Genomic DNA, 11,652 nt, shown 5'->3' with positions numbered 1-11,652 from the left:
GGCGCGGTACGGCCACGCTTACCCCGCTACGGCTTCCGGGAGCAGCCTAGGAGTTGAGGAGCTCCACAGGGACATCGGCGGGGAACCCGGTCGTGGGACCGACCCGGCGCGCGAACTCGGCGACCCCGGCGAGCTGGTCGGGGCCGAAGCGGAAGTCGAGCGTCGTGAAGTACCGCTCCAGCAGCTCCGCGTCGAACGCCTCCCAGCGCGCGGCCTGCTTGGCGACCGTGGCGACCTCCACCAGGGAGAGGTCGCGGGAGGCCAGGAAGGTCCGGTGCACCTCGTGGACGACCTCGGGCTCGCGGGCCAGATACTCCTTGCGCGCCGCCCAGACCGCGAAGACGAACGGCAGCCCCGTCCACTCCTTCCACATCCGGCCCAGGTCGTGGACCTGGAGGCCGAGCCGGGGCGCGTCGTGGAGCGAGGCGCGCAGGGCGGCGTCGCCGATGAGGACGGCGGCCTCGGCCTCCTGCATCATCAGGCCGAGGTCGGGCGGGCACGTGAAGTAGTCGGGCCGTACGCCGTACTCGTCGCTCAGCAGGAGCTGGGCGAGGCGTACGGAGGTACGGGAGGTGGAGCCCAGGGCGACCCTGGCCCCGTCGAGCTGGTCCAGCGGCACCTGGGAGACGATCACGCAGGACATGACGGGGCCGTCGCAGCCGACCGCGAGATCGGGGAAGGCGACGAGATCGTCGGCGTGGCGGAGGAATTCGACGAGGGTGACCGGGGCGATATCCAGCTCGCCGCGGACCAGTCGTTCGCTGAGCTTCTCCGGGGTGTCCTTGGTCAGTTCCAGATCGAGAAGGGTGCCGGTCCTGGCGAGGCCCCAATAGAGGGGCAGGCAGTTCAGGAACTGGATATGGCCGACGCGCGGCCGGACGGGGCGCGCGGAGTGCCCGGCCCCGGCCCCTGCCCCGGGCTCCTGTCCGGTGGTGCCGGCGCCGTCGCCGTCGCCCGCCGCGCTGCCCGCGCCGCCCGGGGCCGCCGTACGACCTGGCGCGCGGGGCGCGTCCGGGGCCGCCCCCGGCACCGCCGCCGCCGCTTCCGGGGCTTCCGCCGCTACCGCCGTCGCCGCCGCTGACATTTCCTCTGCGCTGTCACTGTCCACAGCGCGAGGCTAGACCTGTGCCGTACCAGGAAGCGCTCCGGGGGCCTCGACGCGTCAGCGCGTCAGGGCCTTATACAAACGTCCGGGTGAAGTGATCTTTCCCTCTACCGCTGCACACATGGTGCGTGCTAGGCTCGCCGCAAGTTGCAGTTTGGTTTCCCTTGCAGTACAGAGCCTGCGGAGCATGTGACCCGCAGGCTTTTGTAGTTTTCAGACTTCTTTGCAGGTTCTGGAGCAGGGCAACCCTTTGGCCCAAGGAGGGCTTATGGCTACCGGAACCGTCAAGTGGTTCAACGCTGAAAAGGGCTTCGGCTTCATCGCCCAGGACGGCGGCGGCCCGGATGTCTTCGTCCACTACTCCGCGATCAACGCAAGCGGCTTCCGTGCCCTTGAGGAGAACCAGGTAGTGACCTTCGACGTCACTCAGGGCCCGAAGGGCCCGCAGGCGGAGAACGTCACCCCTTCTTAAGTAAGGGGTCCGGCGCTCTCTCGCGGACATCTTGAACGCAGTACCCAAGGAGCCTCGCTTCTCTCACTCGGTCGGGTGAGCGGAGACGGGGCTCCTGCCTTTCCGCCCCCTCTACTCCTCCCCCACTCCCTCCTGCCCCTCCCTCACTCCCCTAACACCCCTTAACGCTCCCCCTACGCCCCTGTTCTTATTTATCTCTTATCTGATTCTTAAAATTCCCCAAATTTGTCCGAAGTTCTCCGGGGATTCAGCGGGACAGCGCGCGCCGTATACAAGATCGCCGGTCCGATCACTTCGTGTCACTCCGCATACAGTTCGTCGATCTCGGCCGCGAAGTCCTCGGCGATCGCCGCCCGCCGGAGCTTCAGGGTGGGGGTCAGATGGCCCTTCCCCTCCGTGAAGTCCTCCGCGAGCACACGGAAGCGGCGGATCGATTCGGCACGCGAGACCAGCCGGTTCGCCTCGTTCACGGCCCGCTGGAGCGAGGCGCGCAGGTCCTTGTCGTGGACGAGGGCGGCGGGCGGGACGTCCTGCTTGCTCCGCATCTGCCGCCAGTGCGCCAGGCCCTCCGGATCCAGGGTGATCAGGGCGGCGGCGTACGGCCGGTTGTCGCCGACCACCAGACAGTGGCTGACCAGCGGATGCGCGCGCAGCCACTCCTCCAGCGGGGCCGGGACGATGTTCTTGCCGCTGGACGTGATGAGGACGTCCTTCTTCCGCCCGGTGATCGTCAGATAGCCGTCCTCGTCCAGCGCCCCCAGGTCTCCGGTGGCGTACCAGCCGTCCGCCGAGCCGGGGCCCGGGACGGCGACAGGCCCCGGTACCGGTACCAGCCCCGGCACCAGCGTCCGGACGGCCTCGCCGCGCTCGGCGTCCCAGTACCCCGCGAAGAGCTGGCCGCCGCGCACCAGGATCTCCCCGTCGTCCGCGATCCGTACGGCGGTGCCCGGCAGCGGCCGGCCGACCGTGCCGAAGCGGGGCCGGAGCGGCGGGGTGACGGTGGAGGCGGCGGTGGTCTCCGTCAGGCCGTACCCCTCGAAGGTGACCACCCCGGCGCCCGAGTAGAACGCCGCGAGCCGCCGCCCCAGCGGGGAGCCGCCGCAGATGACGTACGTGACCCGGCCGCCCAGGGCCGCCCGGATCCGCCGGTACACCAGCGGCTCGTACAGCGCCCGCAGCGCCCGGAGCCCGAAGGAAGGGCCGGGGCCCGCGCCGCGCCCCGCCGCCTCGACCGCGCCCCCGTACGCCTGGGCGACCCGCGCGGCCCGGTCGAAGGAGGCGCCGCGGCCCTTGCGCTCGGCGGTGGCGCGGCCGGTGTTGTAGACCTTCTCCAGGACGTACGGGATGGCGAGGAGGAAGGTCGGCCGAAAGGCCGCGAGGTCCGCGAGCAGCTCCTCGGTCCTGATGGAGGGCGCGTGGCCGAGCCGTACCCGGGCGCGCAGGCAGGCGATGGAGACCATCCGCCCGAAGATGTGCGAGAGCGGCAGGAAGAGGAGGGTGGAGAGCCCTCCGGAGTCGTCGGTGGCGGGGGCGGCGGAGGTGGCGGGGGTGGCCGCCGCCGCGCCGGCCTCCTGGGGCGGGGCGTACGCCTGCTGCCCCGGTGCCTTGAAGACGGGGTGGAGGAGTTCGATGGCGTTGTCGGTCTCGGCGAAGAAGTTGCCGTGGGTGAGCACGCACCCCTTGGGGCGCCCCGTGGTCCCCGACGTATAGCCGATGGTCGCGACGGAGCCGGGGCCGAGCGCCGCGCGCCGTACGGTGACCTCGTCGTCCGGGATCTCCCGGCCGGCCGCGCGGAGGGCGTCGACCGCGCCCCGCTCGACCGTCCACACCGGCCCGAGCCCGGGGAGCCGGTCCCGCTCCTGGCCGATCAGCCGGGCCTGGACGCCGTCCTCGACGACGCAGGCGGCGGCGGCCGAGTCCTGGAGGATCCAGCGGACCTGGAAGGCGGAGGAGGTCGGGTAGATGGGGACGGTGACCAGCCCGGCGGCCCAGGCCGCGAAGTCGAGGAGGGTCCACTCGTAGGTCGTACGGGACATGATGGCGAGCCGGTCCCCGGGGCGCAGCCCCTCCGCGATCAGCCCCTTGGCGACGGCGAGCACATCGGCGGCGAAGGCGGCGGCGGTGATGTCCTGCCACCCGCCGCCGGGCCCGTGTCCGCGCCGGGGGCCCCGCGCCGCCGCCCGCGCGTCCGTCGGCTCGGCCGGCTTCCGGCTGATGACCACGGCGTCCGGCGCCTCGCGGGCGTTGTCGAACGGGATCTGGGCGAGCGAGCCGCGCCGTACGGCCGGGGCGAGCGGCGGTACGTACGCCTCCCGCACCACCCCGTCCTCCCGGACCAGCTCCACGGCTTCCGCGTGCGCTCCGGGCGTTCCGGACACTCCGGGCGCTCCGGCCCCGTACGGGGCGACGGCGGACGGCAGGGCTTCGGACTCGGACACGGCGGGCTCCTCGCTCGTCCTCGCAGTACTGACGGCGCGTGCGCCGCCCGGACGCGTCCGAGGACCGCCGTTCAGTAACCTCTTTGCATATTCAAGTTACGGGCGCCCGCAGACCCCGGAGCCCCGAGCCCGCCGATCTGCACGCCACCGGCACACCCGCCCGGCGGTTTCCTCACACAACTACCGGCCGCCGCCGTCCTCTTGGGCGCGGGCGGCCTCCAGGCGGGCCTTGGCTCCGTCGACCTTCTCCACGATCTGCTCGGACATCGCTTCGCGCTGCTTGCGCAGGAGGACGAAGCTGAGGGGCGCCGAGACGACGATCGCGAGCACCACCACCCACAGGAAGTTCGAGTCGCCGAGCCCCTTGGGCAGCACGCCGATCTGGACGAGTCCGGCGACGACGGCGAAGCTCGCGACGAAGATACCCAGCCGCATCGCGGTGTAGCGGAGCGTGGCGCCTGTTCTCACAGCGGGCCTCCCTTCCTCTTCTGTGGGCGAATGCGGTGGCCGGATCCGCGGGCGGCTCCGGGGGCGGCTCCGCGGGCGAAAAGCGTACGAAGCGCGTGAACAGTGAAGCACCAGTGAAGCACGCGCCCGTCAGCGCGGTTCCAGCGGGAGCAGCAGGGTGATGTCGTCGCGGTCGTCGCCCGGGGCGACCCGGATCGCGTCGGGGACCCGTCCGACCTCCTTGTAGCCGCACGCCGCGTAGAACGCGTCGACGCCCAGGCCGCCCCGGCAGGAGAGCCGGATCGCCTCGATGCCCTCGATGGTGCGGGCGCTGTCGGCCGCCGCGGCCATCAGATCGCGGCCGTACCCCTTGCCCTGGTGGCGGGGGTGGACCATCACCGTGTAGAGCCAGAGCCAGTGGCGCATCAGGCGGTGGGTGTTGAGGGTGAGGAAGGCCGCCGCGGCGACGGCGCCCTCCTCGTCGTACCCGACCAGCAGCCGGGTGCGCCCCTCGGCCATCGCCGCGAGGTGCTTGACCAGCTCGGGGCGGATGTCATCGGCCGTCACCGGCGGTACGAAGCCGACCGCGCCGCCCGCGTTGGTGACGTCCGTCCACAGCGCGAGGACGCCGTCGCGCAGCGCGCCGTCCACCGCCGGGTCCAGCTCGAATATGAGCGCCACGGTCTTCCTCGTGCTTTCTTGCTGCCGTGCTGTCGTGCCGTCGTGCCGTCGTGCCGTCGTACTGGCTGGGGTCAGACCCGCATCGCCTGCGGCGACTCGCGGCGGTCCGGGTCCGGGCCCGGGTACTCGCGGATGATCTCGTACCGCGTGTTGCGCTCCACCGGGCGGAAGCCCGCGTCGCGGATGAGGTCGAGCAGGTCGTCCCGGCCGAGCTTGCTGGGCGTGCCGTAGTTGTCGGCGTCGTGGGTGATCTTGTACTCGACGACCGAGCCGTCCATGTCGTCCGCGCCGTGCTGGAGCGCGAGCTGCGCCGTCTGCACGCCGTGCATCACCCAGAAGACCTTGACGTGCGGGACGTTGTCGAAGAGCAGCCGGGAGACCGCGAAGGTCTTCAGCGCCTCGGCGCCGGTCGCCATCGTCGTCCGCGCCTGGAGCCGGTTGCGGACCTTGCCGTCCTTCATGTCCACGAAGTCGTGCTGGTAGCGCAGCGGGATGAAGACCTGGAAGCCGCCCGTCTCGTCCTGGAGCTCACGCAAACGCAGCACGTGGTCCACGCGGTGGCGGGGCTCCTCGATGTGCCCGTACAGCATCGTGCACGGGGTCTTGAGCCCCTTCTCGTGCGCGAGGCGGTGGATGCGCGACCAGTCCTCCCAGTGGGTGCGGTGGTCGACGATGTGCTGGCGGACCTCCCAGTCGAAGATCTCGGCGCCGCCGCCGGTCAGCGACTCCAGGCCGGCCTCGATCAGCTCGTCCAGGATCTCGGAGGCGGAGAGCCCGGAGATCGTCTCGAAGTGGTGGATCTCGGTGGCGGTGAACGCCTTGAGGGAGACCTCGGGGAGGGCCTCCTTCAGCGCGCTGAGCGAGCGCGGGTAGTAGCGCCACGGGAGGTTCGGGTGGAGGCCGTTGACGATGTGCAGCTCGGTGAGGCTCTCGTTCTCCATCGCCTTGGCGAGGCGGACGGCCTCCTCGATGCGCATGGTGTACGCGTCCTTCTCGCCCGGCTTCCGCTGGAACGAGCAGTACGCGCAGGACGCGGTGCACACGTTCGTCATGTTGAGGTGCCGGTTGACGTTGAAGTGGACCACGTCGCCGTTCTTACGGGTCCGCACCTCGTGGGCGAGCCCGCCGAGCCAGGCGAGGTCGTCCGAGTCGTACAGGGCGATGCCGTCCTCACGGGACAGCCGCTCCCCGGCCAGGACCTTGGCCTCCAGCTCGCGCCGGAAACCCGCGTCGTGGACAGATGCGGTCATCAGGCCGCCTCCCCTACCTCTGCCGAACGTCTGCCAAATCGGTCAGACGAGCCTACGCCCCCGCACCGACAATCCCGGAGGCGGCCCTCCGCGCCCCGCCCCCGCCCCCGGTCCCTGCTCCTTGCCCCCCGCTCCCCGGTCCCGTCAGTCCTCGGGGAGTTCGCCCACCCGGTTCTCCCACTTCGTGGAGAGAACGATGGTCGTACGGGTCCGGGAGACGCCCTTGGTGCCGCTCAGCCGCCTGATGGTCCGCTCCAGCCCGTCGACGTCGCTCGCGCGCACCTTGAGCATGAACGAGTCGTCGCCCGCGATGAACCAGCAGTCCTCGATCTCCCCGAGGTCCCGCATCCGGCGCGCCACGTCCTCGTGGTCGGCGGCGTCGGAGAGCGAGATCCCGATCAGCGCGGTGACCCCGAGGCCGAGCGAGGCGGAGTCGACGGTGGCGCGGTAGCCGGTGATGACGCCCGCCGCTTCGAGGCGGTTGATGCGGTCGGTGACGCTGGGGCCGGAGAGCCCGACGAGGCGGCCCAGCTCGGCGTACGACGCCCTGCCGTTCTCCCGGAGGGCCTGGATGAGCTGCCTGTCCACGGCGTCCATATGCCTGAAACCTTCCATTATTCAGTAATCCCGCAAAGATCTAGAAAGAATCTAAGGCATCAAGAGCTGGTTTCCTGCGACCCGCCGCCCAGCTCCCCTGTCCACCTTCGGTATAGGCCATGATCCACTCCGGCCGCGTCCAGCACCCGCCCGGCGACGAAGTCGACCAGGTCCTGGATGTGTGTGGCCCCCGCGTAGAAGGCCGGGGAGGCGGGGAGCACCACGGCGCCCGCCCGGTCGAGGGTCACCAGATGGGCCAGGGTCTGCCCGTTCAGCGGGGTCTCGCGGACGGCGACGACCAGCGGGCGCCGCTCCTTGAGGGTGACGCTCGCCGCCCGCTGGAGCAGGTCCTTGGAGAGCCCGAGCGCCACCCCGGCCACGCACGCCGTGGAGGCCGGGACGATCAGCATCCCCTTCGTACGGTACGAGCCGGAGGAGGGCCCCGCGGCGAGGTCCCCGGGGGCCCAGTACCGTACGTCCGCCAGGTCGCCGGGCTCCCCGGTGAACGTGTCCGGTTTGCCGTCAGCGCCCCGCGCCAGCCACCCGGCCAGGTCGTCCGGCGCGTGCGCGTCACGGAAGGCGAGCCCCGTCTCGTCGAGCAGGGTGAGCCGCGCCGCCCGGCTGACGACGAGGTCGACGCTCTCGCCCGCGGCGAGCAGACCACGGAGCACGGCGGCGGCGTACGGGGTACCCGAGGCGCCGGAGACGCCGACGAGCCAGGGCCGTCTGCCCCGCTGGGGGCCGTGCTGGGGGGAAGGGGAGCCGGGCTTCACGGAACCGAGCCTATCCGGCGGGCCCGGTCAGGAACCGGGGGCCGGGTCCCGGACGTTCTCCGTACGGGGCTTGCCGCATGCCCGAGGCCGCACGAGGCCGGCTGCGCTGCCCGTCGCACTGCTGTTGTGTTACCCGATGCACCGCTCGATGCGTTGCCTGATCCGTTGGACCGGCGTGGACCACAGGGGGGCCGCGATGCCGTACTCGCCCATCCGACCGACTCCGTCGCCCTACCGCACCCGGGGCGACCGCGTGAAGCCCGCCATCCTGCTGATGGGCGGCTGGGTGGCGCTGCTGTGGGTGCTGGAGGTGTTCAACACCGCGACGGGCGCGCTCACCACGTACGGGCTGAGCCCCCGGGACGTCGGCGAGCTGCGCGACATCATCCCGATGGCCTTCCTCCACCACGGCTTCGACCATCTGGCGTCGAACACCGTGCCGCTGCTGGTGCTCGGCTTCCTCGCCGCGCTGAACGGGCTGCGGAGGTTCGCCGCCGTGGTCCTCACCATCATGGTCGTGGGCGGCCTCGGCGTCTGGCTGACGGCGCCCGAGCACTCGGTCACGGCGGGCGCCTCGGGGGTGATCTTCGGGCTCCTCGGCTATCTGCTGATCCGCGGGTTCGTGGACCACAGCGCGGTCGACATGGTCGTCGGCCTCCTGGTGCTCGCGGTCTACGGCTCGGCGCTCTGGGGCGTCCTGCCGTCCAACCCGGCGGTGAGCTGGCAGGGCCATCTCTTCGGGCTGATAGCCGGGGTGCTGGCGGCGTTCCTGTTCCGCAAGCCGGCACCCCACAACGAACGGATGGGTTGACGGACGGGCCAGTGCCCCTCCCGGCAAGCTTTGCCCCGTCGCGGCACTAGACGAAGGCGAGGCCCCGTACCGCCAGGTCGAGGACGGCGCAGACGAAGAGCGCTATCCCGATGAAGCCGTTGACCGAGAAGAACGCCCGGTTCAGGCGGGAGAGGTCGTGCGGGCGGACGATGGTGTGCTCGTACAGGAACGCGCCGACGACGATCACGAGCCCGGCCCAGAAGAACGCCCCGGCGCCGGTGGCCAGGGCGTACCAGACCAGCAGCGCCGTCGTCACGGCGTGCGAGGCGCGCGCCCCGTACAGCGCGGCGGGGATGCCGAAGCGGGCGGGGACGGAGAGCACGCCGTGCGCGCGGTCCGCCTGGACGTCCTGGCAGGCGAAGATCAGGTCGAAGCCGCCGATCCAGATCCCGACGGCGAGGCCGAGGATCACCGCGTCCCAGGACCAGCTCCCGGTGACGGCGAGCCAGGCGCCGACCGGGCCGATGGCCTGCGCGAGGCCGAGGATGGCGTGCGGGTAGTGGGTGAACCGCTTCCCGTACGGATAGACGACCATCGGGATCACGGCGACCGGGGCGAGCGCCAGGCAGAGCGGGTTGAGCGCGGCGGCGGCGCCGAGGAAGACGGCGAGGGCGATCAGCGCGCCGGTCCACGCGGAGCGCACGGAGACGGCGCCGGTGACCAGTTCGCGCCCGGCGGTGCGCGGATTGCGGGCGTCGATCTCGCGGTCGATGATCCGGTTGCACGCCATCGCGAACGTACGGAGCCCGACCATGGCGAGGGTGACCAGCAGCAGGGTGCCCCAGTGGACGGCCCCGTCGAGCTGGAACATCGCGGTGAGCGTGGCGATGTACGCGAAGGGCAGCGCGAACACCGAGTGTTCGATCATCACCAGGCGGAGGAAGGCCGCCACCCGGCCGCGCGAGGGCAGCGGCGCCATGCCGCCCTCCATCGGAACCGCCTCGCCGCTCACAGTCCGTACTCCTTCCAGCGCCGGGTCACCTGCTGTGCGGTGGCCGGGTCGGACGCGACCATCTCCGGCCAGCCGCCGTCCCGCGTGTACCCCTCCTCGGGGAGTTTGCGGGTCGCGTCGATGCCCGCCTTGCCGCCCCAGAACTGCTGGTAGGAGGAGTGGTCGAGATGGTCGACCGGGCCCTCGACGACGGTGAGGTCGCGCGCGTAGTCGGTGTTGCCCAGCGCCCGCCAGGAGACCTCGTGGAGGTCGTGGACGTCGCAGTCGGCGTCCACGACCACGATGAGCTTGGTCAGCGACATCATGTGGGCGCCCCAGATGGCGTGCATGACCTTCTGGGCGTGCTTGGGATACTTCTTGTCGATCGAGACGATCGCGCAGTTGTGGAAGCCGCCCGACTCGGGCAGGTGGTAGTCGACGATGTCCGGCACGATGATCTTCAGCAGCGGCAGGAAGAACCGTTCCGTCGCGCGGCCCAGTGGTCCGTCCTCGGTCGGCGGCCGCCCGACCACGATCGACTGGAGCAGCGGGCGCTCCCGCATCGTCACACAGTCGATGGTGAGCGCGGGGAACTCCTCCTGCGGGGTGTAGAAGCCGGTGTGGTCCCCGAACGGGCCCTCGGGCAGCGTCTTCCCGGGCTCCAGCCACCCCTCGATGACGACCTCGGCGTGGGCGGGGACCTGGAGCGGCACGGTCTTGCAGTCGACCATCTCGATCCGCCGCCCCTGCACGAACCCGGCGAACAGGTATTCGTCGATGTCGCCGGGGAGCGGCGCGGTGGACGCGTAGGTCACGGCGGGCGGGCAGCCGAACGCGATGGCGACGGGGAGGCGTTCGCCGCGCCGGGCGGCCACCTGGTAGTGGTTGCGGCTGTCCTTGTGGATCTGCCAGTGCATCCCGATGGTGCGCCGGTCGTGGCGCTGGAGCCGGTAGAGGCCGAGGTTGCGGATGCCGGTCTCGGGGTGCTTGGTGTGGGTCAGCCCGAGGTTGAAGAAGGAGCCGCCGTCGTGGGGCCAGGTGAAGAGCGCGGGCAGTTGGTCGAGGTCGACCTCGTCGCCGGTGAGGACGACCTCCTGGACGGGCGCGTGCTTGATCTTCTTCGGCGGTACATGGGCGACGGAGCCGAGCTTGCCGAACGCCTCGCGCACCCCGATGAAGCCCTGCGGCAGTTCGGGCTTGAGGAGCCCGCCGATCTTGTCGCTGATGTCGCTGTACGAGGTGAGCCCGAGCGCCTTGAGGAGCCGCCGGTCCGTCCCGTACACGTTCATGGCCAGCGGCATGGCGGAGCCGCGCACGTTCTCGAAGAGCAGCGCGGGCCCGCCGGCCTTGTTCACCCGGTCGACGATCTCCCCGACTTCCAGATACGGGTCGACCTCGACCTTGATCCGCTTGAGGTCGCCGTCGCGCTCCAGCGCCCTGAGAAACGAGCGAAGATCGTCATAAGCCATGCGGTCCAGTGTGTCACTCCCCCTGCCGCGCCCGGCCCGGGGCATCCCGTCACCGCGCGGTCCTGAGCTGTTCGCCGCGGGGCGACGCCGAGTTGTCCACAGGCCGGTAGTGGCCCGGTGCGTACTCGGTACCCTGGGACAGTCACAGGGGGCCGCGATCCGGTTCCGAACTCCACTTCCAGGGGGAGCTTCATGCTTCGGGTGCTGATGATTCTGGTGCCGCTGGCTCTCAGCATCTACGCGTTCATCGACTGCATCACGACCGAGGAGCAGGAGATCAAGTATCTCCCGAAGCCCATATGGGCCATCCTCGTGCTGCTCTTCCCGCTGGTCGGCTCGATTTCGTGGCTGATCGTGGGACGCGAGCGCACCATGCCGGGGCGGGGCGCGAGCTGGGTGGCGCCCGATGACAACCCGGAGTTCCTGAAGTCGCTCAAGGAGCCGAAGGACGGGCGGCCGGCCCCGGAGGCCGCCCCGGAGATCAAGGACGACGCCGCCGGCCATCTGGAGAAGTGGGAGGCGGACCTGCGGCGCCGCGAGGAGGAGATGAAGCGGCGTGAGAAGGGCGGCGGCGCCGACGACACGCCGCCCGCGTCCTGAACCGCTGCTGACCGATGGCGGCGGCGCCCCGCTCGGGGAGTTCCGTGCGGGGCGCCG

The 11,652-nt window shown here is 70.9% G+C and carries 12 protein-coding genes; 3 read left to right on the top strand and 9 right to left on the bottom strand.

The window, feature by feature from the left end:
• Nucleotides 1-46: 46 nt before the first annotated feature.
• Nucleotides 47-1,108, bottom strand: a complete 1,062-nt coding sequence (locus AB0O07_RS28655; RefSeq protein WP_365638521.1) for a menaquinone biosynthesis protein — start codon at nt 1,106-1,108, stop codon at nt 47-49.
• A 265-nt stretch (nt 1,109-1,373) separates the two neighbouring features.
• Here AB0O07_RS28655 and AB0O07_RS28650 point away from each other — a divergent pair, with 265 nt between their 5' ends.
• Entirely contained in the window at nt 1,374-1,577 is a 204-nt protein-coding gene (locus tag AB0O07_RS28650) for a cold-shock protein (RefSeq protein WP_329821845.1), read from the top strand.
• A gap of 299 nt (nt 1,578-1,876) precedes the next feature.
• Here the strand turns inward: AB0O07_RS28650 and AB0O07_RS28645 are convergent, their stop codons facing one another.
• From AB0O07_RS28645 to AB0O07_RS28620, 6 genes are all read right to left on the bottom strand, one after another.
• On the bottom strand, nt 1,877-3,955 hold the full coding sequence (locus tag AB0O07_RS28645) for an AMP-dependent synthetase/ligase (protein WP_365638738.1): 2,079 nt from the start codon (nt 3,953-3,955) through the stop codon (nt 1,877-1,879).
• A 240-nt stretch (nt 3,956-4,195) separates the two neighbouring features.
• On the bottom strand, nt 4,196-4,483 hold the full coding sequence (locus tag AB0O07_RS28640; RefSeq protein WP_365638519.1) for a DUF4229 domain-containing protein: 288 nt from the start codon (nt 4,481-4,483) through the stop codon (nt 4,196-4,198).
• A 129-nt stretch (nt 4,484-4,612) separates the two neighbouring features.
• Nucleotides 4,613-5,143: a GNAT family N-acetyltransferase gene (locus tag AB0O07_RS28635; RefSeq protein WP_365638517.1), complete on the bottom strand. Its 531-nt coding sequence runs from the start codon at nt 5,141-5,143 to the stop codon at nt 4,613-4,615.
• Between the two features lie 71 nt (nt 5,144-5,214).
• On the bottom strand, nt 5,215-6,393 hold the full coding sequence (gene mqnE / locus AB0O07_RS28630; protein ID WP_365638515.1) for an aminofutalosine synthase MqnE: 1,179 nt from the start codon (nt 6,391-6,393) through the stop codon (nt 5,215-5,217).
• Between the two features lie 144 nt (nt 6,394-6,537).
• On the bottom strand, nt 6,538-6,990 hold the full coding sequence (locus tag AB0O07_RS28625; protein WP_365638512.1) for an Lrp/AsnC family transcriptional regulator: 453 nt from the start codon (nt 6,988-6,990) through the stop codon (nt 6,538-6,540).
• A gap of 59 nt (nt 6,991-7,049) precedes the next feature.
• Nucleotides 7,050-7,763, bottom strand: a complete 714-nt coding sequence (locus AB0O07_RS28620; RefSeq protein ID WP_365638510.1) for a UbiX family flavin prenyltransferase — start codon at nt 7,761-7,763, stop codon at nt 7,050-7,052.
• 274 nt (nt 7,764-8,037) lie between these two features.
• Between AB0O07_RS28620 and AB0O07_RS28615 the strand changes: the two genes are divergently transcribed.
• The gene (locus AB0O07_RS28615) at nt 8,038-8,574 is read left to right on the top strand and encodes a rhomboid family intramembrane serine protease (protein WP_365638736.1); all 537 of its coding nucleotides are present in this window, start codon (nt 8,038-8,040) and stop codon (nt 8,572-8,574) included.
• A gap of 46 nt (nt 8,575-8,620) precedes the next feature.
• Here AB0O07_RS28615 and mqnP read toward each other — a convergent pair whose 3' ends face one another.
• Nucleotides 8,621-9,526, bottom strand: a complete 906-nt coding sequence (gene mqnP / locus AB0O07_RS28610; protein WP_365638734.1) for a menaquinone biosynthesis prenyltransferase MqnP — start codon at nt 9,524-9,526, stop codon at nt 8,621-8,623.
• Between the two features lie 17 nt (nt 9,527-9,543).
• Nucleotides 9,544-10,995, bottom strand: coding sequence for a menaquinone biosynthesis decarboxylase (locus AB0O07_RS28605; protein ID WP_365638508.1), 1,452 nt, complete (start codon nt 10,993-10,995; stop codon nt 9,544-9,546).
• A gap of 192 nt (nt 10,996-11,187) precedes the next feature.
• Between AB0O07_RS28605 and AB0O07_RS28600 the strand changes: the two genes are divergently transcribed.
• Entirely contained in the window at nt 11,188-11,595 is a 408-nt protein-coding gene (locus AB0O07_RS28600) for a PLD nuclease N-terminal domain-containing protein (protein WP_365638506.1), read from the top strand.
• The last annotated feature ends 57 nt before the right edge of the window (nt 11,596-11,652 follow it).

The organism is Streptomyces sp. NPDC093085, assembly GCF_040683935.1.
Classification (GTDB): Bacteria; Actinomycetota; Actinomycetes; order Streptomycetales; family Streptomycetaceae; genus Streptomyces.
The sequence above is the reverse complement of the archived record's forward strand: the minus strand, read 5'-3'. Positions and strand labels throughout refer to the sequence as shown.